36 protein-coding genes are annotated in these 22,442 nt (G+C 67.1%); 35 read left to right on the forward strand and 1 reads right to left on the reverse strand.

Going from position 1 to position 22,442, the window contains the following annotated elements; genetic code table 11:
• Nucleotides 1-5 precede the first annotated feature (5 nt).
• From GQF42_RS26060 to truA, 32 genes are all read left to right on the forward strand, one after another.
• A complete protein-coding gene (locus GQF42_RS26060) occupies nucleotides 6-1,010 on the forward strand; it encodes a hypothetical protein (protein WP_158923764.1) in 1,005 nt (334 codons plus the stop codon).
• Nucleotides 1,011-1,457: 447 nt separating this feature from the next.
• On the forward strand, nucleotides 1,458-1,766 hold the full coding sequence (gene rpsJ, locus GQF42_RS26065; protein ID WP_003948644.1) for a 30S ribosomal protein S10: 309 nt from the start codon (nucleotides 1,458-1,460) through the stop codon (nucleotides 1,764-1,766).
• Nucleotides 1,767-1,782: 16 nt separating this feature from the next.
• Nucleotides 1,783-2,427 carry a 50S ribosomal protein L3 gene (gene rplC / locus GQF42_RS26070; protein WP_005481233.1) on the forward strand — a complete coding sequence of 215 codons (645 nt, stop codon included), beginning with the start codon at nucleotides 1,783-1,785 and terminating at the stop codon, nucleotides 2,425-2,427.
• Between the two features lie 7 nt (nucleotides 2,428-2,434).
• A complete protein-coding gene (gene rplD / locus GQF42_RS26075; RefSeq protein WP_158923766.1) occupies nucleotides 2,435-3,091 on the forward strand; it encodes a 50S ribosomal protein L4 in 657 nt (218 codons plus the stop codon).
• The gene (gene rplW / locus GQF42_RS26080; RefSeq protein WP_158923768.1) at nucleotides 3,091-3,510 is read left to right on the forward strand and encodes a 50S ribosomal protein L23; all 420 of its coding nucleotides are present in this window, start codon (nucleotides 3,091-3,093) and stop codon (nucleotides 3,508-3,510) included. Before rplD ends, rplW begins: the two co-directional genes overlap by 1 nt.
• Before the next feature lie 40 nt (nucleotides 3,511-3,550).
• Nucleotides 3,551-4,387, forward strand: a complete 837-nt coding sequence (gene rplB, locus GQF42_RS26085; protein WP_018543909.1) for a 50S ribosomal protein L2 — start codon at nucleotides 3,551-3,553, stop codon at nucleotides 4,385-4,387.
• A 12-nt stretch (nucleotides 4,388-4,399) separates the two neighbouring features.
• Nucleotides 4,400-4,681 carry a 30S ribosomal protein S19 gene (gene rpsS, locus GQF42_RS26090; protein WP_023547380.1) on the forward strand — a complete coding sequence of 94 codons (282 nt, stop codon included), beginning with the start codon at nucleotides 4,400-4,402 and terminating at the stop codon, nucleotides 4,679-4,681.
• Nucleotides 4,682-4,725: 44 nt separating this feature from the next.
• Nucleotides 4,726-5,073 carry a 50S ribosomal protein L22 gene (gene rplV / locus GQF42_RS26095; RefSeq protein ID WP_003974262.1) on the forward strand — a complete coding sequence of 116 codons (348 nt, stop codon included), beginning with the start codon at nucleotides 4,726-4,728 and terminating at the stop codon, nucleotides 5,071-5,073.
• Entirely contained in the window at nucleotides 5,073-5,894 is an 822-nt protein-coding gene (rpsC, locus tag GQF42_RS26100; protein WP_003998826.1) for a 30S ribosomal protein S3, read from the forward strand. The genes rplV and rpsC overlap by 1 nt, the downstream gene beginning before the upstream one ends.
• Nucleotides 5,895-5,899: 5 nt before the next feature.
• Nucleotides 5,900-6,319 (forward strand): 50S ribosomal protein L16, encoded by a 420-nt coding sequence (gene rplP / locus GQF42_RS26105; protein ID WP_030788270.1) that lies wholly within the window; start codon nucleotides 5,900-5,902, stop codon nucleotides 6,317-6,319.
• Nucleotides 6,319-6,543, forward strand: coding sequence for a 50S ribosomal protein L29 (gene rpmC, locus GQF42_RS26110; RefSeq protein ID WP_055632347.1), 225 nt, complete (start codon nucleotides 6,319-6,321; stop codon nucleotides 6,541-6,543). Before rplP ends, rpmC begins: the two co-directional genes overlap by 1 nt.
• Nucleotides 6,543-6,827 carry a 30S ribosomal protein S17 gene (gene rpsQ / locus GQF42_RS26115; RefSeq protein ID WP_018543912.1) on the forward strand — a complete coding sequence of 95 codons (285 nt, stop codon included), beginning with the start codon at nucleotides 6,543-6,545 and terminating at the stop codon, nucleotides 6,825-6,827. Before rpmC ends, rpsQ begins: the two co-directional genes overlap by 1 nt.
• A 101-nt stretch (nucleotides 6,828-6,928) precedes the next feature.
• The gene (gene rplN, locus GQF42_RS26120) at nucleotides 6,929-7,297 is read left to right on the forward strand and encodes a 50S ribosomal protein L14 (RefSeq protein WP_003998823.1); all 369 of its coding nucleotides are present in this window, start codon (nucleotides 6,929-6,931) and stop codon (nucleotides 7,295-7,297) included.
• A gap of 2 nt (nucleotides 7,298-7,299) precedes the next feature.
• Nucleotides 7,300-7,623 carry a 50S ribosomal protein L24 gene (rplX, locus tag GQF42_RS26125; protein WP_158923770.1) on the forward strand — a complete coding sequence of 108 codons (324 nt, stop codon included), beginning with the start codon at nucleotides 7,300-7,302 and terminating at the stop codon, nucleotides 7,621-7,623.
• Nucleotides 7,623-8,180, forward strand: a complete 558-nt coding sequence (rplE, locus tag GQF42_RS26130; RefSeq protein ID WP_158923772.1) for a 50S ribosomal protein L5 — start codon at nucleotides 7,623-7,625, stop codon at nucleotides 8,178-8,180. The genes rplX and rplE overlap by 1 nt, the downstream gene beginning before the upstream one ends.
• A gap of 5 nt (nucleotides 8,181-8,185) precedes the next feature.
• A complete protein-coding gene (locus GQF42_RS26135; protein WP_059127180.1) occupies nucleotides 8,186-8,371 on the forward strand; it encodes a type Z 30S ribosomal protein S14 in 186 nt (61 codons plus the stop codon).
• A gap of 216 nt (nucleotides 8,372-8,587) precedes the next feature.
• Nucleotides 8,588-8,986, forward strand: a complete 399-nt coding sequence (gene rpsH / locus GQF42_RS26145; protein WP_007384075.1) for a 30S ribosomal protein S8 — start codon at nucleotides 8,588-8,590, stop codon at nucleotides 8,984-8,986.
• A gap of 24 nt (nucleotides 8,987-9,010) precedes the next feature.
• Complete coding sequence (rplF, locus tag GQF42_RS26150; protein ID WP_158923774.1) at nucleotides 9,011-9,550, forward strand: 50S ribosomal protein L6; 540 nt, start codon at nucleotides 9,011-9,013, stop codon at nucleotides 9,548-9,550.
• A 3-nt stretch (nucleotides 9,551-9,553) separates the two neighbouring features.
• Nucleotides 9,554-9,937 (forward strand): 50S ribosomal protein L18, encoded by a 384-nt coding sequence (rplR, locus tag GQF42_RS26155; protein WP_158923776.1) that lies wholly within the window; start codon nucleotides 9,554-9,556, stop codon nucleotides 9,935-9,937.
• 37 nt (nucleotides 9,938-9,974) lie between these two features.
• Nucleotides 9,975-10,580, forward strand: coding sequence for a 30S ribosomal protein S5 (gene rpsE / locus GQF42_RS26160; protein WP_015658456.1), 606 nt, complete (start codon nucleotides 9,975-9,977; stop codon nucleotides 10,578-10,580).
• Nucleotides 10,580-10,762, forward strand: coding sequence for a 50S ribosomal protein L30 (gene rpmD, locus GQF42_RS26165; protein WP_003998814.1), 183 nt, complete (start codon nucleotides 10,580-10,582; stop codon nucleotides 10,760-10,762). The genes rpsE and rpmD overlap by 1 nt, the downstream gene beginning before the upstream one ends.
• Before the next feature lie 2 nt (nucleotides 10,763-10,764).
• A complete protein-coding gene (rplO, locus tag GQF42_RS26170; protein WP_023547373.1) occupies nucleotides 10,765-11,220 on the forward strand; it encodes a 50S ribosomal protein L15 in 456 nt (151 codons plus the stop codon).
• 244 nt (nucleotides 11,221-11,464) lie between these two features.
• Nucleotides 11,465-12,778, forward strand: coding sequence for a preprotein translocase subunit SecY (secY, locus tag GQF42_RS26175; protein WP_158923778.1), 1,314 nt, complete (start codon nucleotides 11,465-11,467; stop codon nucleotides 12,776-12,778).
• Nucleotides 12,778-13,440 (forward strand): adenylate kinase, encoded by a 663-nt coding sequence (locus GQF42_RS26180; RefSeq protein WP_158923780.1) that lies wholly within the window; start codon nucleotides 12,778-12,780, stop codon nucleotides 13,438-13,440. Before secY ends, GQF42_RS26180 begins: the two co-directional genes overlap by 1 nt.
• 102 nt (nucleotides 13,441-13,542) lie before the next feature.
• Nucleotides 13,543-14,379: a type I methionyl aminopeptidase gene (map, locus tag GQF42_RS26185; RefSeq protein ID WP_158923782.1), complete on the forward strand. Its 837-nt coding sequence runs from the start codon at nucleotides 13,543-13,545 to the stop codon at nucleotides 14,377-14,379.
• Nucleotides 14,380-14,519: 140 nt separating this feature from the next.
• On the forward strand, nucleotides 14,520-14,741 hold the full coding sequence (gene infA, locus GQF42_RS26190; protein WP_003948620.1) for a translation initiation factor IF-1: 222 nt from the start codon (nucleotides 14,520-14,522) through the stop codon (nucleotides 14,739-14,741).
• Nucleotides 14,742-14,800: 59 nt separating this feature from the next.
• Nucleotides 14,801-14,914 (forward strand): 50S ribosomal protein L36, encoded by a 114-nt coding sequence (gene rpmJ / locus GQF42_RS26195; RefSeq protein ID WP_003998809.1) that lies wholly within the window; start codon nucleotides 14,801-14,803, stop codon nucleotides 14,912-14,914.
• Nucleotides 14,915-15,106: 192 nt separating this feature from the next.
• The gene (gene rpsM / locus GQF42_RS26200) at nucleotides 15,107-15,487 is read left to right on the forward strand and encodes a 30S ribosomal protein S13 (protein ID WP_020941684.1); all 381 of its coding nucleotides are present in this window, start codon (nucleotides 15,107-15,109) and stop codon (nucleotides 15,485-15,487) included.
• 66 nt (nucleotides 15,488-15,553) lie between these two features.
• Entirely contained in the window at nucleotides 15,554-15,958 is a 405-nt protein-coding gene (rpsK, locus tag GQF42_RS26205) for a 30S ribosomal protein S11 (RefSeq protein WP_003956432.1), read from the forward strand.
• A gap of 127 nt (nucleotides 15,959-16,085) precedes the next feature.
• Nucleotides 16,086-17,108, forward strand: a complete 1,023-nt coding sequence (locus GQF42_RS26210; RefSeq protein WP_003966937.1) for a DNA-directed RNA polymerase subunit alpha — start codon at nucleotides 16,086-16,088, stop codon at nucleotides 17,106-17,108.
• A 174-nt stretch (nucleotides 17,109-17,282) separates the two neighbouring features.
• A complete protein-coding gene (gene rplQ, locus GQF42_RS26215) occupies nucleotides 17,283-17,786 on the forward strand; it encodes a 50S ribosomal protein L17 (protein WP_158923784.1) in 504 nt (167 codons plus the stop codon).
• A 75-nt stretch (nucleotides 17,787-17,861) separates the two neighbouring features.
• The gene (gene truA / locus GQF42_RS26220) at nucleotides 17,862-18,716 is read left to right on the forward strand and encodes a tRNA pseudouridine(38-40) synthase TruA (RefSeq protein WP_158923786.1); all 855 of its coding nucleotides are present in this window, start codon (nucleotides 17,862-17,864) and stop codon (nucleotides 18,714-18,716) included.
• Between the two features lies 1 nt (nucleotide 18,717).
• Here the strand turns inward: truA and GQF42_RS26225 are convergent, their stop codons facing one another.
• On the reverse strand, nucleotides 18,718-19,593 hold the full coding sequence (locus GQF42_RS26225; RefSeq protein ID WP_158923788.1) for a hypothetical protein: 876 nt from the start codon (nucleotides 19,591-19,593) through the stop codon (nucleotides 18,718-18,720).
• A gap of 298 nt (nucleotides 19,594-19,891) precedes the next feature.
• On the opposite strand from GQF42_RS26225, the gene rplM reads away from it, so the two are divergent.
• From rplM to glmM, 3 genes are all read left to right on the forward strand, one after another.
• On the forward strand, nucleotides 19,892-20,335 hold the full coding sequence (rplM, locus tag GQF42_RS26230; RefSeq protein ID WP_020941688.1) for a 50S ribosomal protein L13: 444 nt from the start codon (nucleotides 19,892-19,894) through the stop codon (nucleotides 20,333-20,335).
• 42 nt (nucleotides 20,336-20,377) lie between these two features.
• Nucleotides 20,378-20,893, forward strand: a complete 516-nt coding sequence (gene rpsI / locus GQF42_RS26235) for a 30S ribosomal protein S9 (protein WP_158923790.1) — start codon at nucleotides 20,378-20,380, stop codon at nucleotides 20,891-20,893.
• A 181-nt stretch (nucleotides 20,894-21,074) separates the two neighbouring features.
• Nucleotides 21,075-22,433: a phosphoglucosamine mutase gene (gene glmM, locus GQF42_RS26240; protein WP_158923792.1), complete on the forward strand. Its 1,359-nt coding sequence runs from the start codon at nucleotides 21,075-21,077 to the stop codon at nucleotides 22,431-22,433.
• Nucleotides 22,434-22,442 lie beyond the last annotated feature (9 nt).

Below are 22,442 nucleotides of genomic sequence, written 5' to 3' on the forward strand. Positions count from 1 at the left end.
CGTACATGTCGCCGCTCTCGGCACCACGCACCCGCCGGTTCCGCCTTCAGCTCACCGTCACCGCGATCTGTCTGGCCGTGGCCGGGGGGATCGGGGCCTGGCTGTGGATCGGCTCCGCCAAGGACTCCGGCGGATGCCAGAAGCAGCTCCTGGCGGACAAGAGGGTGCGGTCGGCTCTGGGGGCGGAGTACCGGAGCGATCTCAGCTGCCCGGCACTGGGCGAGGCCGTCAAGCGCGCCACCATGGGGGCGACGCACGGCAAGCACACCCTCCAGCAGGCGCGAGCCATGCAGAACCTGCTGACGGCCGTGGACGACACGGTCGGCACCGGCGGCCGGACAGTGGATCCCGCCCTCGCCGTTTCCCTCGCCCAGGCGCTGGCCGACTACGCGGACGACACGGACCAGATCCTGACCTCGGTGAACGTGGACTACATCCGTGCGGACACGTCGTCCACCTCGCCCTGGCAGGACCGGACCGGCGTCCACATGTCCGTGTCGGTGGACACCGTGCTCCATGTCGTACGGACGGTGTCCGACAGCCCCGAGGCCTACGCCACGGTCCGTGACGCCGCCACCCGGCGCGCCGCCGCCGATCTCGCCGCCACCCCCGTCACGGCCGGGAAGGAGACCCTCACTCTGCGGGCGAAGCTCTGCGGGCGGGTCCTCGGCTCGCTGGACGGGGTGGCGGAAAAGGTGACGGGGCGTATGGGACGGACCGGGGCGCGGAAGTGGGGCGGGGACGTCGCCACTCGTCTGTCGGCACACGCGTCCGTCCCGCCCGCCTACGGCCAGGACCCCGCCGGCCATCTGATCGACTCGTGGAAGCAGGAGCTGAAGGGTGTCGACGCCGCGGACGCGCTCGCGCGGCTGGAGGCCCAGAGCATGGACATGAGCCGCGTCTGGGGCAAGGCGCTCGCCGCCGACAGCGGGCTCCAGGACGCTCTGGCGTACGGTTCCCGGGACAGTGCCCTCTCCGCCCGTGGCGATGCTCTCGACAAGCTCCGGTGACCGCGGCGGCCGAGGAGCCCGGCGCCCCGGTTTGACCCACGTCACCTTCGGGGTAATCTCTACGGCTCGATTGGCCAGGCCCCTGCCCCATATGGCAGACTGTCCGAGTTGCTCGGCCGAGTGTTGATGCTGCGCGCCTCCCGCCGGGAGGACTGGAAGCGAGTCCCACAGTACTCGTCGCCCTAACTGCCACCACGGCAGCGCTGGGGCGGACGTACGGGAATCTTCCGGGAAGTGCGGTGCGGCACCGGCCAGGCACCCGGTGGGCCTTCGCCCCCGGCTTGCGGTTCCGGAAGGGCCGTGTGCATTCCCCGCAGGGATGTTCGAACAAGGGACATCCGTGTCAGCGGGAGCGCGACACGCCCGACCGCGTGGGTCGGAGGAGAGAAGAAGCAGGGAACCTGCCGGGTTCCGGAGCGTAAACAGAGACAGGACTACTGAGTAGCCATGGCGGGACAGAAGATCCGCATCCGGCTCAAGGCCTACGACCACGAGGTCATCGACTCCTCGGCGAAGAAGATCGTCGAGACGGTGACCCGCACTGGTGCGTCGGTCGCGGGCCCGGTGCCGCTGCCCACTGAGAAGAACGTGTACTGCGTCATCAAGTCGCCGCACAAGTACAAGGACTCGCGCGAGCACTTCGAGATGCGCACGCACAAGCGCCTGATCGACATCCTCGACCCGACCCCCAAGACCGTTGACTCTCTGATGCGACTCGACCTCCCGGCCGGTGTCGACATCGAGATCAAGCTCTGAGGCCGGTGATCTGAGAATGGCTAAGCAGATCAAGGGCATCCTGGGCGAGAAGCTCGGCATGACGCAGGTGTGGGACGAGAACAACCGTGTTGTTCCGGTCACCGTCGTCAAGGCCGGCCCCAACGTCGTCACCCAGGTTCGTACGAACGATGTCGACGGCTACGAGTCGGTCCAGATCGCCTTCGGCGAGATCGACCCGCGCAAGGTGAACAAGCCCCTCAAGGGCCACTTCGCCAAGGCCGACGTCACCCCCCGCCGCCACCTCGTCGAGATCCGCACCGCGGACGCCTCCGAGTACACGCTGGGCCAGGAGATCTCTGCCGAGGTCTTCGAGGCCGGCGTCAAGGTGGACGTGACCGGCAAGAGCAAGGGCAAGGGCTTCGCCGGTGTCATGAAGCGTCACAACTTCAAGGGCCTCGGCGCCGGACACGGCACCCAGCGCAAGCACCGCTCGCCCGGTTCCATCGGTGGCTGCGCCACCCCGGGCCGCGTGTTCAAGGGCCTCCGCATGGCGGGTCGCATGGGCAACGAGCGGGTCACCACCCAGAACCTGACCGTCCACGCCGTTGACGCGGAGAAGGGCCTGCTGCTCATCAAGGGCGCGGTTCCCGGTCCGAACGGCGGCCTCGTCCTGGTCCGCACCGCGGCCAAGGGGGCCTGAGGTACCGATGAGCACTGTTGACATCCTTTCGCCTGCAGGCGAGAAGACCGGCACCGTCGAGCTCCCCGCGGAGATCTTCGGCGTGGAGAACATCAGCATCCCGCTGATTCACCAGGTCGTCGTCGCGCAGAACGCCGCTGCCCGCCAGGGCACGCACAAGACCAAGACCCGCGGTGAAGTCCGTGGTGGCGGCAAGAAGCCGTACCGCCAGAAGGGCACCGGCCGCGCCCGTCAGGGTTCGACCCGTGCGCCGCAGTTCGCCGGCGGTGGCGTCGTCCACGGCCCGCAGCCGCGTGACTACTCGCAGCGGACCCCGAAGAAGATGAAGGCCGCGGCCCTGCGCCACGCCCTCACCGACCGGGCCCGCCACAACCGCATTCACGTCGTCACCGGCGTGATCGAGGGCGAGACCCCCAGCACCAAGGCCGCTCGCACGCTGTTCGGCAAGATCTCGGAGCGCAAGAACCTGCTCCTGGTCGTCGACCGCGCCGACGAGGCCGCGTGGCTGTCCGCCCGCAACCTGCCCCAGGTCCACATCCTGGAGCCGGGCCAGCTGAACACGTACGACGTGATCGTCTCGGACGACGTGGTCTTCACCCAGGCCGCTTTCGAGTCCTTCGTCGCCGGCCCGAAGGCCAACGACACCGAAGGGACCGAGGTCTGATGGCTACCCGTCACCCGAGCATCGCCTCGAAGGCCGCCAAGGCCGCCAAGGCCGCGCGCGTCGCCAAGGCGAAGCGTCACGCCACCGAGGGCAAGAACACGGTCGAGACCCCGCTGAGCAAGTCGTACACGGACCCCCGTGACGTCCTGCTCAAGCCGGTCGTCTCGGAGAAGAGCTACGCGCTCCTCGACGAGAACAAGTACACGTTCATCGTCGACCCGAACGCCAACAAGACCCAGATCAAGCAGGCCGTCCAGGCGGTCTTCGACGTCAAGGTCACCGGGGTCAACACGATCAACCGCGCCGGCAAGCGCAAGCGGACCCGCACGGGCTTCGGCCAGCGTGCCGCCACCAAGCGCGCGATCGTGACCCTCGCCGAGGGCGACCGTATCGACATCTTCGGCGGTCCGACCGCCTAAGGGCGGTCCGGATCGTCCGATATCGGACGAGGACTGAGAAATGGGAATCCGCAAGTACAAGCCGACTACGCCGGGCCGTCGTGGCGCCAGCGTTGCCGACTTCGTCGAGGTCACGCGGTCCACGCCGGAGAAGTCGCTGGTCCGCCCCCTGCACAGCAAGGGCGGCCGTAACAACGCCGGTCGTGTGACCGTTCGCCACCAGGGTGGCGGACACAAGCGCGCCTACCGAGTGATCGACTTCCGTCGTCACGACAAGGACGGCGTGCCGGCGAAGGTCGCGCACATCGAGTACGACCCCAACCGCACCGCGCGCATCGCGCTGCTGCACTACGCCGACGGCGAGAAGCGCTACATCCTCGCCCCGCGCAACCTGCAGCAGGGTGACCGCGTCGAGAACGGTCCCGGGGCCGACATCAAGCCGGGCAACAACCTGGCCCTCCGCAACATCCCGGTCGGTACCACGATCCACGCGATCGAGCTCCGTCCCGGTGGCGGTGCCAAGTTCGCCCGCTCCGCCGGTGCCTCCGTGCAGCTGCTCGCGAAGGAGGGCGCCTACGCCCACCTGCGCATGCCGTCCGGTGAGATCCGCCTGGTCGACGTCCGCTGCCGCGCCACTGTCGGCGAGGTCGGCAACGCCGAGCAGAGCAACATCAACTGGGGTAAGGCCGGCCGTAAGCGGTGGCTGGGCGTTCGCCCGACCGTCCGTGGTGTCGTGATGAACCCGGTTGACCACCCGCACGGTGGTGGTGAGGGCCGGACCTCCGGTGGTCGTCACCCCGTGTCCCCGTGGGGCAAGAAGGAAGGCCGTACTCGTTCGCCCAAGAAGGCGTCGAACAAGTACATCGTCCGCCGCCGCAAGACGAACAAGAAGCGCTAAGGACGGGTTGAGATGCCTCGTAGCCTGAAGAAGGGGCCCTTCGTCGACGACCACCTGATCAAGAAGGTGGACGCCCAGAACGAAGCCGGCACCAAGAACGTCATCAAGACCTGGTCCCGTCGCTCCATGATCGTCCCGGCCATGCTCGGCCACACGCTCGCGGTGCACAACGGCAAGACCCACATCCCGGTGTTCGTCACCGAGTCGATGGTCGGCCACAAGCTCGGCGAGTTCTCGCCGACGCGCACCTTCCGGGGTCACGTCAAGGAAGACCGGAAGTCGAAGCGCCGCTAGTAGCGGATCGCATTCAGACACGTAAGTAACTGAGAGGGACAACCATGGAAGCCAGGGCCCAGGCGCGGTACATCCGCGTTACGCCCATGAAGGCCCGCCGCGTGGTGGACCTTATCCGTGGCATGGATGCCACGGAGGCTCAGGCTGTTCTGCGATTCGCTCCGCAGGCAGCCTCCGTGCCGGTCGGCAAGGTGCTCGACAGCGCCATCGCCAACGCCGCGCACAACTACGACCACACCGACGCCGACAGCCTCTTCATTTCCGAGGCGTACGTCGACGAGGGTCCGACCCTGAAGCGGTTCCGGCCGCGCGCCCAGGGCCGTGCCTACCGGATCCGCAAGCGGACCAGCCACATCACTGTGGTCGTCAGCAGCAAGGAAGGAACCCGGTAATGGGCCAGAAGGTTAACCCGCATGGGTTCCGGCTCGGTGTCACGACCGACTTCAAGTCGCGTTGGTACGCCGACAAGCTGTACAAGGACTACGTCAAGGAAGACGTCGCCATCCGTCGGATGATGACGTCCGGCATGGAGCGCGCCGGTATCTCGAAGGTTGAGATCGAGCGCACCCGTGACCGCGTGCGGGTGGACATCCACACCGCTCGTCCGGGCATCGTCATCGGCCGCCGTGGCGCCGAGGCCGACCGCATCCGCGGCGACCTCGAGAAGCTCACGGGCAAGCAGGTCCAGCTGAACATCCTCGAGGTCAAGAACCCCGAGACCGACGCTCAGCTGGTTGCCCAGGCCGTTGCCGAGCAGCTCTCCTCCCGCGTCTCCTTCCGCCGCGCCATGCGTAAGAGCATGCAGTCGGCGATGAAGGCCGGCGCCAAGGGCATCAAGATCCAGTGCGGTGGCCGCCTCGGCGGCGCCGAGATGTCCCGCTCGGAGTTCTACCGCGAGGGCCGTGTGCCCCTGCACACGCTCCGTGCGAACGTGGACTACGGCTTCTTCGAGGCCAAGACGACCTTCGGCCGCATCGGTGTGAAGGTCTGGATCTACAAGGGCGACGTCAAGAACATCGCCGAGGTCCGCGCCGAGAACGCTGCGGCCCGTGCGGGTAACCGCCCGGCCCGTGGTGGTGCCGACCGCCCGGCCCGTGGTGGCCGTGGTGGCGAGCGGCGCGGTCGCAAGCCGCAGCAGGCTGCCGGCGCCGAGGCCCCCAAGGCCGAGGCTCCCGCGTCCGCTCCGGCTGAGAGCACCGGAACGGAGGCCTGACCGACATGCTGATCCCCCGTAGGGTCAAGCACCGCAAGCAGCACCACCCGAAGCGTCGCGGTGAGGCCAAGGGCGGTACGACGGTCGCGTTCGGCGAGTACGGCATCCAGGCCCTCACGCCGGCGTACGTGACCAACCGCCAGATCGAGGCGGCCCGTATCGCGATGACCCGCCACATCAAGCGTGGCGGCAAGGTCTGGATCAACATCTACCCGGACCGCCCGCTCACGAAGAAGCCGGCCGAGACCCGCATGGGTTCCGGTAAGGGTTCGCCGGAGTGGTGGATCGCGAACGTGCACCCGGGACGGGTCATGTTCGAGCTGTCCTACCCGAACGAGAAGATTGCGCGTGAGGCTCTCACTCGTGCGGCCCACAAGCTGCCGATGAAGTGCCGCATCGTCAAGCGCGAGGCAGGTGAAGCGTGATGTCGGTCGGTACCAAGGCGTCCGAGCTGCGCGAGCTGGGCAACGAGGAGCTTCTGGGCAAGCTCCGCGAGGCCAAGGAAGAGCTGTTCAACCTCCGCTTCCAGGCGGCGACGGGTCAGCTCGAGAACCACGGCCGTCTGAAGGCGGTCCGCAAGGACATCGCGCGGATCTACACCCTGATGCGCGAGCGTGAGCTGGGCATCGAAACGGTGGAGAACGCCTGATGAGCGAGAAGAACGTGACTGAGAACGCAGAAGCGCGCGGCTTCCGCAAGACCCGTGAGGGTCTCGTCGTCAGCGACAAGATGGACAAGACCGTCGTCGTCGCCGTCGAGGACCGCGTCAAGCACGCGCTGTACGGCAAGGTCATCCGCCGTACGAACAAGCTCAAGGCGCACGACGAGCAGAACGCCGCGGGTGTCGGCGACCGCGTCCTCCTCATGGAGACCCGGCCGCTGTCCGCGACGAAGCGCTGGCGCGTCGTCGAGATCCTCGAGAAGGCCAAGTAATTCCTGCGGGGCAACTCCCGCAGGTCAGTTCCGCCAGGCTCGGCAGGGGTCTTCGTCACTGAAGCCCCTGCCGGGAACCGGCAGACAAACAGGAGATAGACGTGATCCAGCAGGAGTCGCGACTGCGCGTCGCCGACAACACTGGTGCGAAGGAGATCCTTTGCATCCGTGTGCTCGGTGGCTCCGGTCGCCGCTACGCGGGCATCGGTGACGTCATCGTCGCCACCGTCAAGGACGCGATCCCCGGTGGCAACGTGAAGAAGGGTGACGTCGTCAAGGCGGTCATCGTTCGCACCGTCAAGGAGCGCCGCCGTCCGGACGGCTCGTACATCCGCTTCGACGAGAACGCCGCCGTCATTCTGAAGAACGACGGCGACCCTCGCGGCACCCGCATCTTCGGCCCGGTCGGGCGTGAGCTGCGCGAGAAGAAGTTCATGAAGATCATCTCGCTGGCTCCGGAGGTGCTGTAAGCATGAAGATCAAGAAGGGCGACCTGGTCCAGGTCATCACCGGTAAGGACAAGGGCAAGCAGGGCAAGGTCATCGCGGCCTACCCCCGCGAGGACCGCGTCCTGGTCGAGGGTGTCAACCGGGTCAAGAAGCACACCAAGGCCGGCCCCACCGCCAAGGGTTCGCAGGCCGGTGGCATCGTCACGACCGAGGCGCCGATCCACGTCTCCAACGTCCAGCTGGTCGTTGAGAAGGACGGCAACAAGGTCGTCACGCGTGTCGGTTACCGCTTCGACGACGAAGGCAACAAGATCCGCGTTGCCAAGCGGACGGGTGAGGACATCTGATGGCTACCACCACCACTCCGCGTCTGAAGACGAAGTACCGCGAGGAGATCGCGGGCAAGCTGCGTGACGAGTTCAAGTACGAGAACGTCATGCAGATCCCCGGCCTCGTCAAGATCGTGGTCAACATGGGTGTGGGCGACGCCGCCCGCGACTCCAAGCTGATCGAGGGCGCCATCCGCGACCTCACCACGATCACCGGCCAGAAGCCGCAGGTCACCAAGGCCCGTAAGTCCATCGCGCAGTTCAAGCTGCGTGAGGGTCAGCCGATCGGTGCCCACGTCACGCTCCGTGGCGACCGCATGTGGGAGTTCCTGGACCGCACCCTGTCGCTCGCGCTGCCGCGCATCCGCGACTTCCGTGGTCTGTCCCCCAAGCAGTTCGACGGCCGTGGCAACTACACCTTCGGTCTCACGGAGCAGGTCATGTTCCACGAGATCGACCAGGACAAGATCGACCGCGTCCGGGGTATGGACATCACCGTGGTCACCACGGCGACCAACGACGCTGAGGGCCGCGCGCTCCTTCGTCACCTCGGCTTCCCGTTCAAGGAGGCGTGAGCGAGATGGCGAAGAAGGCTCTGATCGCTAAGGCTGCTCGCAAGCCCAAGTTCGGTGTGCGTAGCTACACGCGCTGCCAGCGCTGCGGCCGTCCGCACTCCGTGTACCGCAAGTTCGGCCTGTGCCGCGTGTGCCTTCGTGAGATGGCTCACCGTGGCGAGCTGCCGGGCGTGACCAAGAGCTCCTGGTAATCCCTGTTTTTAGGGATTCCTGGACCTCTCGGTAAGCAACTGGGTCGGCGGAGGCCCTCACCTTCCATGCCTTAGGCTAGGAGGGTTGGGCCTCTGCCGCCCTGGATCACTTACTACGCCGTAGGTCCCCGCGCCGCACCCGTCCCGTCTGCAGAAGTACGGGGAGAGGGATGGCGCACATAGGAAACCCCGGCGAGAAAGGCCACAGGCCAATTCATGACCATGACTGATCCGATCGCAGACATGCTTACGCGTCTGCGGAACGCGAACTCGGCGTACCACGACTCCGTGACGATGCCGGCGTCGAAGATCAAGTCTCACATCGCGGAGATCCTCCAGCAGGAGGGCTTCATCACGGGCTGGAAGGTCGAGGACGCCGAGGTCGGCAAGAACCTCGTTCTCGAGCTGAAGTTCGGTCCGAACCGTGAGCGCTCCATCGCGGGCATCAAGCGGATCTCCAAGCCCGGTCTCCGGGTGTACGCGAAGTCCACCAACCTGCCGAAGGTGCTCGGCGGCCTGGGCGTGGCGATCATCTCCACGTCGCACGGGCTCCTCACCGACAAGCAGGCCGGCAAGAAGGGCGTGGGTGGGGAAGTCCTCGCCTACGTCTGGTAGCAGAAGGGAACGGAGGAAACAGCTATGTCGCGCATCGGCAAGCTCCCCATCGCGGTTCCCGCCGGCGTGGACGTCACCATCGACGGCCGTACGGTCGCGGTCAAGGGCCCCAAGGGCACGCTGACCCACACCGTCGTGGCGCCGATCGACATCGCCAAGGGCGAGGACGGCACCCTGCAGGTGACCCGCCCCAACGACGAGCGTCAGAGCAAGGCCCTGCACGGCCTCTCCCGCACGCTGGTGGCGAACATGATCACCGGCGTGACCCAGGGTTACGTGAAGAAGCTCGAGATCAGCGGTGTCGGTTACCGAGTGACCGCCAAGGGTTCGAACCTCGAGTTCGCGCTTGGCTACAGCCACCCGATCGTGGTCGAGGCGCCCGAGGGCATCTCGTTCAAGGTCGAGTCGCCGACCAAGTTCTCGGTCGAGGGCATCGACAAGCAGAAGGTCGGCGAGGTTGCGGCCAACATCCGCAAGCTGCGCAAGCCCGACCCGTACAAGGCCAAGGGTGTCAAGTACGAGGGCGAAGTCATCCGCCGCAAGGTCGGAAAGGCGGGTAAGTAAGCCATGGCATACGGGCAGAAGATCCTCAAGGGCGACGCCTACAAGCGCGCCGCGATCAAGCGCCGTCACATCCGGATCCGCAAGAACCTTTCCGGTACGGCGGAGCGTCCCCGTCTGGTCGTGACCCGCTCCAACCGCCACATCGTGGCGCAGGTGATCGACGACCTCAAGGGCCACACCCTCGCGTCGGCGTCCACGCTGGACGCGTCGATCCGTGGTGGCGAGGCCGACAAGTCCGCGCAGGCCAAGCAGGTCGGCGCCCTGGTCGCCGAGCGCGCCAAGGCCGCCGGTGTCGAGGCCGTCGTGTTCGACCGTGGTGGCAACCAGTACGCCGGGCGCATCGCTGCCCTGGCGGACGCCGCCCGCGAGGCCGGGCTCAGGTTCTGAGCCGCCGTAGCTAGCGGAAAAGAGAGAGGTAAATCCAATGGCTGGACCCCAGCGCCGCGGTGGCGGTGCCGGTGGCGGCGAGCGGCGGGACCGGAAGGGCCGTGACGGCGGCGCTGCTGCCGCCGAGAAGACCGCGTACGTTGAGCGCGTCGTCGCGATCAACCGCGTCGCCAAGGTTGTGAAGGGTGGTCGTCGCTTCAGCTTCACCGCGTTGGTCGTGGTGGGCGATGGTGACGGCACCGTGGGTGTCGGTTACGGCAAGGCCAAGGAGGTGCCGGCCGCCATCGCCAAGGGTGTTGAGGAGGCCAAGAAGCACTTCTTCAAGGTCCCCCGTATCCAGGGCACCATCCCGCACCCGATCCAGGGTGAGAAGGCTGCCGGCGTCGTGCTGCTCAAGCCCGCGTCCCCGGGTACCGGTGTTATCGCCGGTGGTCCGGTGCGTGCCGTGCTCGAGTGCGCCGGTATCCACGACATCCTGTCGAAGTCGCTCGGCTCCGACAACGCGATCAACATCGTGCACGCGACCGTGGAGGCCCTCAAGGGCCTGCAGCGTCCCGAGGAGGTCGCGGCCCGCCGCGGTCTGCCGCTCGAGGACGTCGCTCCCGCGGCTCTGCTGCGTGCGCGTGCCGGGGCTGGTGCGTAATGGCGCAGCTCAAGATCACGCAGGTCAAGTCCTACATCGGCAGCAAGCAGAACCACCGTGACACCCTGCGGTCGCTTGGTCTCAAGGGGATCAACACCGTGGTCGTCAAGGAGGACCGCCCCGAGTTCCGCGGCATGGTGCACACCGTCCGCCACCTCGTGACGGTCGAGGAGGTCGACTGATCATGGCGGAGCAGAACCCGCTCAAGATCCACAACCTCCGTCCCGCCCCGGGCGCCAAGACCGCCAAGACCCGTGTCGGTCGTGGTGAGGCGTCGAAGGGTAAGACGGCCGGTCGTGGTACCAAGGGCACGAAGGCCCGTTACCAGGTTCCGGAGCGCTTCGAGGGTGGCCAGATGCCGCTCCACATGCGCCTCCCGAAGCTCAAGGGCTTCAAGAACCCGTTCAAGACCGAGTTCCAGGTCGTGAACCTCGACAAGCTGGCCGCGCTCTACCCCGAGGGTGGCGAGGTCACGGTCGAGGGTCTGGTGGCCAAGGGTGCCGTTCGCAAGAACAGCCTCGTCAAGGTCCTCGGCCAGGGCGAGATCTCCGTGGCGCTGCAGGTGACGGTGGACGCCGTCTCCGGCTCCGCCAAGGAGAAGATCACCGCCGCCGGCGGTACGGTCACCGAGCTGGTCTGAGCCCCTCAGGCCCCTCGATGACATGAACGATCCCGACCGGGGATATCCCACATATGGGGTATCCCCGGTCGGTCGTTCCTAGGAAAGTGGTCTCGCCGGTAAGGTGGCCAGCACTGCCCACTTTCGTTGGGTGCTTCCCATGGGGCACCCTGAGCGGCAGTTGACCGTTAGTAATTCGTCTGTATCCGTCGAACCTCAAGACCGTCACCCTTGACGCAGTTGCGCGGGGGTCGCAGGAGGCACCGTGCTCACCGCGTTCGCCCGGGCGTTCAGGACGCCCGACCTGCGCAAGAAGCTGCTCTTCACGCTGGCCATCATCGTGGTCTACCGCGTGGGTACCCACATCCCGATCCCCGGCGTCAACTACAAGGCCGTCCAGCAGTGTGTGAGCGAGGCGGGGGCCAACCAGGGCCTCTTCGGCCTCGTGAACATGTTCAGCGGCGGGGCGCTGCTGCAGATCACGGTCTTCGCGCTCGGCATCATGCCGTACATCACCGCCAGCATCATTCTTCAGCTGCTGACCGTGGTCATCCCGCGCCTCGAGGCCCTGAAGAAGGAGGGCCAGGCCGGTACGGCGAAGATCACGCAGTACACCCGGTACCTGACCGTGGCGCTCGCCATCCTCCAGGGCACCGGCCTCGTCGCCACCGCCCGCAGCGGCGCGCTGTTCAACGGCTGCTCGGTCGCCTCGAGCATCGTCCCGGACCAGGCCATCTTCTCGACGATCACCATGGTCGTGTGCATGACCGCCGGCACCTGTGTCGTGATGTGGCTCGGTGAGCTGATCACCGACCGCGGCATCGGCAACGGCATGTCGATCCTGATGTTCATCTCGATCGCCGCGACCTTCCCGTCCGCGCTGTGGGCGATCAAGAAGCAGGGCACCCTGGCCGGCGGCTGGATCGAGTTCGGCACGGTCATCCTGATCGGCCTGGTGATGGTCGCGCTCGTCGTCTTCGTCGAGCAGGCCCAGCGTCGCATCCCGGTGCAGTACGCCAAGCGCATGATCGGTCGTCGTTCCTACGGTGGTACGTCCACGTACATCCCGCTCAAGGTGAACCAGGCGGGTGTGATTCCGGTCATCTTCGCCTCCTCGCTGCTCTACATCCCGGCGCTCGTGGCGCAGTTCGCGGGAGGCAAGTCGGGCTGGAAGACGTGGGTCGAGCAGAACCTCACCAAGGGCGATCACCCGATTTACATCACGATGTACTTCTTGCTCATCGTTTTCTTCGCGTTCTTCTACGTCGCTATCTCCTTCAACCCCGAGGAAGTAGCCGACAACATGAAGAAGTATGGTGGCTTCATCCCGGGCATCCGGGCTGGCCGACCGACCGCTGAGTACCTCAGCTACGTGCTCAACCGGATCACCTGGCCGGGTTCGCTGTATCTGGGTCTGATCGCTCTCGTGCCGACAATGGCGTTGGTGGGCTTTGGGGCAAGCCAGAACTTCCCCTTCGGCGGGACCAGCATCCTGATCATCGTGGGTGTCGGGCTCGAGACGGTGAAGCAGATCGAGAGCCAGCTCCAGCAGCGCAATTACGAAGGGTTCCTCCGCTGATGCGTATCGTCCTCGTCGGGCCGCCGGGTGCCGGTAAGGGAACGCAGGCCGTCCGGCTCGCCAAGGAGCTGGGCATCCCGCACATCTCCACGGGAGACCTGTTCCGGGCCAACATCAGCCAGCAGACCAAGCTGGGCATGGACGCGAAGTCGTACATGGACCGCGGCGAGCTGGTGCCGGACGCGATCACCATCGGGATGGCCAAGGACCGCATGGAGCAGCCGGACGCCGAGGGTGGCTTCCTGCTGGACGGCTTCCCGCGCAACGTCTCGCAGGCCGAGGCCCTGGACGAGCTGCTGACCAGCGAGGGCATCAGGCTGGACGCCGTCCTGGACCTGGAGGTCCCGGAGGACGAGGTCGTCAAGCGCATCGCCGGCCGGCGCATCTGCCGTAACGACTCCTCGCACGTGTTCCACGTGACGTACACGCCGCCCAAGAAGGAGGGCGTGTGCGACGTCTGCGGCGGTGAGCTGTACCAGCGCGACGACGACTCCGAGGAGACCGTCCGCACGCGGCTCGAGGTCTACCACACGCAGACCGAGCCGATCATCGACTACTACAAGACGCAGGGCCTGGTCGTGACGATCTCCGCCCTGGGTCCCGTCGACGAGATCACGCAGCGGGCGCTGGAGGCTCTCAAGCGCGAGAAGGCCGAGCAGTAGATTCACGGCCCTTTCCGGCCGCGGCGCCCCTCGGGGTGCCGCGGCCGTAGTGTTGTACAGATACACCCCAGTCGACGTGAGTGACGGAGAGCGCAGGCCCCCATGGTGCAGATCAAGACGCCCGAGCAGATCGCCAAGATGCGTGCGGCGGGCCTGGTCGTAGCCGCCATCCACGCGGCCACCCGTGAGGCCGCGGTGCCCGGGGCCAGCACCAAGGATCTGGACGAGGTCGCCCGCAAGGTCCTCGCCGAGCACGGCGCGAAGTCGAACTTCCTCGGCTACGGCGGCTTCCCCGCGACGATCTGCACCTCCGTGAACGACGTGGTCGTCCACGGCATCCCCTCCGAGGAGGTCGTCCTCAAGGACGGCGACATCATCTCCATCGACTGCGGCGCGATCATCGACGGCTGGCACGGCGACGCGGCCTACACCGCCTTCGTGGGCTCGGGGCACGCTCCGGAGCTGGTCGAGCTGTCCCGGGTGACGGAAGAGTCGATGTGGGCCGGCATCGCGGCCATGAAGCAGGGCAACCGCCTGGTGGACGTCTCCCGTGCGATCGAGACGTACATCCGCCGCCAGCCGAAGCCGGGCGGCGGCAAGTACGGGATCATCGAGGACTACGGCGGTCACGGCATCGGCACCGAGATGCACATGGACCCGCATCTGCTGAACTACGTCGACCGCCGCCGCGGCAAGGGCCCCAAGCTGGTCCCCGGATTCTGCCTCGCGATCGAGCCGATGGTCTCCCTCGGCACCCCGCGCACCGAGGTCCTGTCGGACGACTGGACGGTCATCACGACGGACGGCACCTGGTCCTCCCACTGGGAGCACTCGGTGGCCCTGACGCCACAGGGCCCGCTGGTCCTCACCGCCCCCGACGGCGGCCGGGCGAAGCTGGCCGAGCACGGCATCCAGGCTGCTCCCGACCCGCTTGCATAGTGATCTCCCTCGTAGGGCAGACTTCCTCGATTCGCCTTTCAGGGTGCGCCGACGTAGACTGACTCGTCGGCTCTCGTGCACTCGCATGTCCGCATGCTTGCAAGAGAGTCGATCAAGGTAGTCGATTCGAAGGGCGAAGCGTGGCCAAGAAGCAAGGTGCCATCGAGATCGAGGGCACTGTCGTCGAGTCTCTGCCGAACGCCATGTTCAAGGTCGAGCTCCAGAACGGCCACCAGGTCCTGGCACACATCAGCGGCAAGATGCGTATGCACTACATCCGCATCCTCCCTGACGACCGGGTCGTGGTGGAGCTGTCTCCGTACGACCTGACGCGTGGCCGGATCGTCTACCGGTACAAGTAGATCTTGCCCGCACCCCGTCTCGGCGGGGTGGTGGCACTGACCCGGAGAACCTCAATCCCATGAAGGTCAAGCCGAGCGTCAAGAAGATCTGCGACAAGTGCAGGGTGATCCGCCGTCACGGTCGGGTCATGGTCATTTGCGAGAACCCGCGCCACAAGCAGCGCCAGGGCTGACGCACGACCATCACCCTCTGCACCTCTATCGCAGAGATTCGCGCGACGCGAGCAGAATTTGTTCATACGCAGAGCCCGAGCCATCCAGCTCGACACCCCCGGTTCGGAGGCCGGGGACCCGGTTCGTACCTCGTACGGCGGCCGGGACACGGTTCTGTGGAAGACCTCCGAAAGATCACCAGGAGCCATTGAATGGCACGCGTTTCCGGTGTTGACATCCCGCGCGAAAAGCGCGTGGAGGTCGCCCTCACCTACGTGTTCGGCATCGGCCGGACCCTCTCCCAGCTGACGCTGGCCGAGACCGGCATCGACCCGAACACTCGCGTCCGTGACCTGACCGAAGAGCAGCTGGTCGCGATCCGCGAGTACGTCGACAACAACATCAAGACCGAGGGTGACCTCCGTCGCGAGATCCAGGCCGACATCCGCCGCAAGGTCGAGATCGGCTGCTACCAGGGTCTCCGTCACCGTCGCGGTCTGCCCGTCCGCGGTCAGCGCACCAGCACCAACGCCCGCACCCGCAAGGGCCCGCGTCGCGCCATCGCCGGTAAGAAGAAGCCGGGCAAGAAGTAGTCCGCAGCGGACTCGCCGTCCAGCGGTCTTCGCTGTAGGACCGACCACCTCCCGTAGGAGTTATAGATGCCCCCCAAGGGTCGTCAGGGCGCTGCCAAGAAGGTGCGCCGCAAGGAAAAGAAGAACGTCGCTCACGGCCACGCGCACATCAAGAGCACGTTCAACAACACGATCGTCTCCATCACGGACCCGTCCGGCAACGTGATCTCCTGGGCCTCCGCCGGCCACGTCGGCTTCAAGGGTTCCCGGAAGTCCACGCCGTTCGCCGCGCAGATGGCCGCCGAGTCGGCTGCCCGCCGCGCTCAGGAGCACGGCATGCGCAAGGTCGACGTGTTCGTCAAGGGCCCGGGCTCCGGTCGTGAGACCGCGATCCGCTCCCTGCAGGCCACGGGCCTCGAGGTCGGCTCCATCCAGGACGTCACCCCGACCCCGCACAACGGCTGCCGCCCGCCGAAGCGCCGCCGCGTCTGACGCGTAGCGCTCCGCTGGTTTGCGGTTTCGGGCGGTACGGCGCTGTACATGCGCCGTGCCGCCCGTACCCTTGCAGTACAGAGTCGGGCGTCAAATAGCGGGCGCCCCTGACTGAAGGATTCTTTCCATGCTGATCGCTCAGCGTCCCTCGTTGACCGAAGAGGTCGTCGACGAGTTCCGCTCCCGGTTCGTGATCGAGCCGCTGGAGCCGGGCTTCGGCTACACCCTCGGCAACTCCCTGCGCCGTACCCTCCTGTCCTCGATCCCCGGCGCTGCTGTCACCAGCATCCGCATCGACGGTGTCCTGCACGAGTTCACCACCGTGCCGGGCGTCAAGGAGGACGTCACCGACCTGATCCTCAACATCAAGCAGCTGGTCGTCTCCTCGGAGCACGACGAGCCGGTCGTGATGTACCTGCGCAAGCAGGGCCCGGGTCTGGTCACCGCCGCCGACATCGCGCCCCCGGCCGGTGTCGAGGTGCACAACCCCGACCTCGTCCTCGCCACGCTCAACGGCAAGGGCAAGCTGGAGATGGAGCTGACCGTCGAGCGCGGTCGCGGCTACGTCTCCGCCGTGCAGAACAAGCAGGTGGGCCAGGAGATCGGCCGTATCCCGGTCGACTCCATCTACTCGCCGGTGCTCAAGGTCACGTACAAGGTCGAGGCCACGCGTGTCGAGCAGCGCACCGATTTCGACAAGCTGATCGTCGACGTCGAGACCAAGCAGGCCATGCGCCCGCGCGACGCCATGGCGTCCGCCGGCAAGACCCTGGTCGAGCTGTTCGGTCTCGCCCGCGAGCTGAACATCGACGCCGAGGGCATCGACATGGGCCCGTCCCCCACGGACGCCGCCCTGGCCGCCGACCTCGCGCTGCCGATCGAGGAGCTGGAACTCACCGTCCGCTCCTACAACTGCCTCAAGCGTGAGGGCATCCACTCCGTGGGTGAGCTGGTCGCGCGCTCCGAGGCCGACCTGCTGGACATCCGCAACTTCGGTGCGAAGTCCATCGACGAGGTCAAGGCGAAGCTGGCCGGCATGGGCCTGGCGCTCAAGGACAGCCCGCCCGGATTCGACCCGACCGCCGCCGCGGACGCCTTCGGTGCGGACGACGACGCGGACGCCGGGTTCGTCGAGACCGAGCAGTACTAAGCGCTCCGCGGGGAGGCCGTACTGCGTCTGCGGACCGGTTGTGGCTGGTCGCGCAGTTCCCCGCGCCCCTTCCAGGCCCCCTTCGGGGAGCCTGGATCTCCGACAGACAACCGTCTGCTCGGATACTGACCCCGGTACCTGACACGGCCGGGGCAGACACACAGGAGAAGAACCATGCCGAAGCCCACCAAGGGTGCCCGTCTGGGCGGCAGCGCCGCGCACGAGAAGCTGCTCCTCGCGAACCTCGCGAAGAGCCTCTTCGAGCACGGCCGTATCACCACCACCGAGGCGAAGGCCCGCCGCCTGCGCCCGTACGCCGAGCGTCTGGTCACCAAGGCGAAGAAGGGCGACCTTCACAACCGCCGTCAGGTGCTCCAGGTCATCACGGACAAGAGCATCGTCCACACGCTCTTCACCGAGATCGGCCCGCGGTACGAGAACCGTCCCGGTGGCTACACCCGCATCACCAAGATCGGTAACCGCCGTGGCGACAACGCGCCCATGGCCGTCATCGAGCTGGTCGAGGCGCTGACGGTTGCGCAGCAGGCCACCGGCGAGGCCGAGGCCGCCACCAAGCGTGCGGTCAAGGAGGCCGATGAGGCCAAGGCCGCGGAGACCACCGAGGCTCCGGCCGAGGAGGCCACCGAGGCTGCCGCCGAGGAGTCGAAGGACGCCTGAGGCTCTGCCTGACGCGGAAAGCGGGTCCGCCCTTAGGGGCGGGCCCGCTTTTTCTGCACCTGAGAGGATCTCTGTGTGAGTGACGAAGTACAGCCCGGCCACGTGCGTGTCCGCCTCGACCTGTCCTACGACGGGACCGACTTCCACGGCTGGGCCAAGCAGGCCGGCGGCAGGCGGACGGTGCAGGGGGAGATCGAGGACGCGCTGCGGACCGTCACGCGGTCCCGGGAGACGTACGAGCTGACCGTGGCCGGACGCACCGACGCCGGGGTGCACGCGCGGGGCCAGGTGGCGCACGTGGACCTGCCCGAGGGCGTCTGGCGGGAGCATCACGACAAGCTCCTCAAGCGGCTCGCCGGGCGGCTGCCCAAGGACGTGCGGGTGTGGGCGCTCAGGCCGGCTCCGGCCGGCTTCAACGCGCGGTTCTCGGCGGTCTGGCGGCGCTATGCGTACCGGGTCACCGACAACCCCGGGGGCGTGGACCCCCTGCTGCGCAACCACGTTCTCTGGCACGACTGGCCGCTCGACGCGGACGCCATGAACGAGGCGGCCCGGCACCTGCTCGGTGAGCACGACTTCGCCGCCTACTGCAAGAAGCGGGAGGGGGCGACCACCATTCGCACCCTTCAGGAGCTGAGTCTCGTGCGCGGGTCCGACGGGATCATCACCGCCACCGTGCGTGCCGACGCCTTCTGCCACAACATGGTGCGCTCGCTGATCGGCGCGCTGCTGTTCGTCGGAGACGGGCACCGCGACCCGCAGTGGCCCGGGAAGGTGCTGGCCGCGGGGGTGCGGGACTCCGCCGTACACGTCGTACGGCCGCACGGGCTGACCCTGGAGGAGGTCGGCTACCCCGCCGACGAGCTGCTGGCCGCGCGCAGCAAGGAGGCGCGGAACAAGCGTTCGCTGCCGTCGGCGGGGTGCTGCTGAGCTACTGGTTCGCCGCCGTGGAGGCCTGGGCCTGGCCGCGGCGGTAGATCTGGTCGAAGGTGAACTGCTGCAGGTCGTTGCCGACGCCGAAGATCTTCGTGTCCTTGTTGGTCACGTTCTTGCCGTCGGTGAAGCCGACGGTGGTGAAGTAGGCGTAGCGGCCGACGGAGTTCGCGGTGGTCAGACAGACCGCGGCGTTGCAGAAGTCCTTGACGCCCTTGCCGGGCAGGGAGCGCACCATGGCGTTCTTGGTGGCCTGGTTCTTGACCTTCGTGGCCTGGGCCTGGCCGTCGAAGAGGGCGACGCCGACGGTGACCGCGATGCCGCCGCCGCTGCTGTAGGTCGCGCGGATCAGCCGGGTGCAGCCGCCGGCGGTGAGGATCTTGGGCAGGTTGCCGCCGGCGGCGGAGGCGCAGCTGGTGGTGTCGGCCGTGGCGCCCTTCTTGTACACCGTGTTCCCCACGGTCAGCTGGGTGCCCGGGAAGAGGGTGGCGGCGCTGATCGGGGCCTTGTCCTTCTTGGCGCTGGAGATGAATTCCTTCGGGTCCAGCGGCGGAGGGGCGCTGGTGGGCGCGAAGGACGGCGTGGCCGAGCCGTTCGGCGCGGAGGCGCTGGCCGGCAGTTTGGTCGGGTTGCCCGACGCGTTGTCGCTGCCGTTCGCGGACGCCACGGCCATGGCCACGGCGGTGCCGACGGCTATCGCGGCGAGCGCGCCGCCGCCGATGAACAGCAGCCTGCGGCGCTTGGTGCGGGTCTCGGAGGCCTCCGCGAGCGCGGCCCAGTCCGGAGTCCCGTCGTCGCCGCTGTTCCAGGGCTGCTGGGAATTAGGTTTCCAGGGATCCCACTGAGACTGGGGTCCCCCCTGCCCGTAACTCATGGGGCGCATCTTAGACGGGGCGCCCGGGGTGCCGGAGCGCCTGCGGCGGCATGCCACGTTTGTCCGCCGGTGTGACCGGGAAGAGCGTCGTTTTGACCCGTCCGGGGCCCTGCAGGTAACCTGCTTCTTCGTTGTGTATTGGCTTGCTCATTCTCACGGGACGGGCCCTTACACCGGTCCACCGGGCCGATGACCAGCGATCAGCACGCGGTTTGCGTCACCGCGGTGCGGTCAAGGCTGTCGTGATCGTTTCGGTGACCTGTTCAGGACCATTCACTCGAAGCGAAGGCTACGAACCGTGCGTACGTACAGCCCCAAGCCCGGCGATGTGACGCGCCAGTGGCACGTCATCGACGCTCAGGACGTTGTCCTGGGTCGTCTCGCCACCACCGCCGCGTCCCTTCTGCGGGGCAAGCACAAGCCGATCTACGCGCCCCACGTCGACACCGGTGACTTCGTCATCATCATCAACGCCGACAAGGTGCACCTGTCCGGCAACAAGCGGACCCAGAAGATGGCGTACCGCCACTCCGGCTACCCGGGTGGTCTGCGCTCCGTCCGTTACGACGAGCTGCTCGACAAGAACCCCGAGAAGGCCATCGAGAAGGCCGTCAAGGGCATGCTCCCCAAGAACACTCTGGGCCGTCAGATGCTCTCGAAGCTGAAGGTCTACAAGGGTGACGTGCACCCGCACGCTGCGCAGCAGCCGGTGCCGTTCGAGATCACCCAGGTCGCGCAGTAAGTCCGGCCACCCCCTAAGACTGAAGAGAATCTGAGGAGAATCGTGGCCGAGACCACTGCCGAGCAGCCGATCGAAGAGATCGAAGACATCGAGAGCTACACCACCGAGTCCGAGGTTCCGGTGGAGGGTGAGTACACCTCCGAGTCCCTCGCCTCGCGCTTCGGTGAGCCCCAGCCCGCCGCCGGCCTGGGCCGCCGCAAGAACGCCATCGCCCGCGTCCGGATCGTTCCGGGTACCGGCAAGTGGAAGATCAACGGTCGCACCCTCGAGGACTACTTCCCGAACAAGGTGCACCAGCAGGAAGTCAACGAGCCCTTCAAGGTGCTCGAGCTCGAGGGTCGTTACGACGTCATCGCCCGCATCGCGGGTGGCGGTGTCTCCGGTCAGGCCGGTGCGCTCCGTCTCGGTGTCGCCCGTGCGCTGAACGAGGCCGACGTCGACAACAACCGCGGCCCGCTCAAGAAGGCCGGCTTCCTCAAGCGCGACGACCGTGCGGTCGAGCGCAAGAAGGCCGGTCTCAAGAAGGCCCGCAAGGCGCCGCAGTACAGCAAGCGCTAAACAGCAGCTGCCTGCTCGTACTCCGAACGCCCCGGCGGCACGCCACATGTGCCGTCGGGGCGTTCGTTTATCCCAGCCGAGGGCGTATAACGACACAAGACGCTCAACGGCTCGTGTGATCGGATGCCGGAATGCGTGCCTGTCGCACCGACTCCGAAACGACGTTTGCTCAGGAGGACAAGTGGGACGACTCTTCGGTACGGACGGCGTGCGCGGTGTCGCCAACGCGGACCTGACCGCCGAGATGGCGCTGGGCCTCTCCGTCGCCGCGGCGCACGTGCTGGCCGAGGCGGGCACCTTCGAGGGCCACCGGCCGACTGCGGTGGTCGGACGGGACCCGCGCGCGTCCGGGGAGTTCCTCGAGGCTGCCGTGGTCGCCGGCCTCGCGAGCGCCGGTGTGGACGTGCTGCAGGTCGGCGTGCTGCCGACGCCCGCGGTGGCGTATCTGACCGGTGCGCTCGGTGCCGACCTGGGCGTGATGCTCTCCGCCAGCCACAACGCCATGCCGGACAACGGCGTCAAGTTCTTCGCCCGCGGCGGCCACAAGCTCGCCGACGAGCTGGAGGACAGGATCGAGGCGGTGTACGAGTCCCACCGGCACGGCGAGCCGTGGGAGCGGCCGACCGGTGCCGGGGTCGGACGGGTGCGTCCCTACGACGAGGGCTTCGAGCAGTACGTCGGCCATCTGCTGAACGTCCTGCCCAACCGGCTCGACGGGCTGAAGATCGTTCTGGACGAAGCGCACGGCGCGGCCTCGGGGGTCTCGCCGGAGGCGTTCTCCCGGGCGGGTGCCGAGATCGTCACGATCGGCACGGAGCCGGACGGGCTCAACATCAACGACGGGTGCGGCTCGACCCACCTCGACAAGCTGAAGGCCGCGGTCCTGGGGCACGGCGCGGACTTCGGTATCGCGCACGACGGCGACGCCGACCGCTGCCTGGCCGTGGACCACACCGGCGAGGAGGTCGACGGCGACCAGATCCTGTCGGTGCTCGCGCTGGCGCTGCGGGAACGCGACGAGCTGCGGGCCGGCACGGTCGTGGCCACCGTGATGTCCAACCTGGGCTTCAAGCTGGCGATGGAGCAGGCCGGGATCCGGCTCGTGCAGACGGCTGTCGGCGACCGGTATGTGCTCGAGGAGATGAAGGAGCACGACTACGCCCTCGGCGGCGAGCAGTCCGGGCACGTGATCATCCTCGACCACGCGACCACCGGTGACGGCACGCTGACCGGGCTGCTGCTCGCCGCCCGGGTCGCGGAGACCGGGCGGTCGCTGCGGGAGCTCGCCTCGGTGATGGAGCGGCTGCCGCAGGTACTGGTCAATGTGCCCGACGTGGACAGGTCGCGGGTGCGTACGTCGGCCGACCTCGCTGCCGCCGTCGCCGAGGCGGAGCGGGAACTCGGGGAGACGGGCCGGGTGTTGCTCCGTCCTTCGGGTACCGAGCCGTTGGTTCGCGTGATGGTCGAGGCCGCGGACATCGATCAGGCGCGGTCGGTGGCGGGGCGGCTGGCCGATGCGGTGAAGTCCGCGTTGGGGTAGGGCAGGCCG

The organism is Streptomyces broussonetiae, assembly GCF_009796285.1.
GTDB classification, from domain to species: Bacteria; Actinomycetota; Actinomycetes; order Streptomycetales; family Streptomycetaceae; genus Streptomyces; species Streptomyces broussonetiae.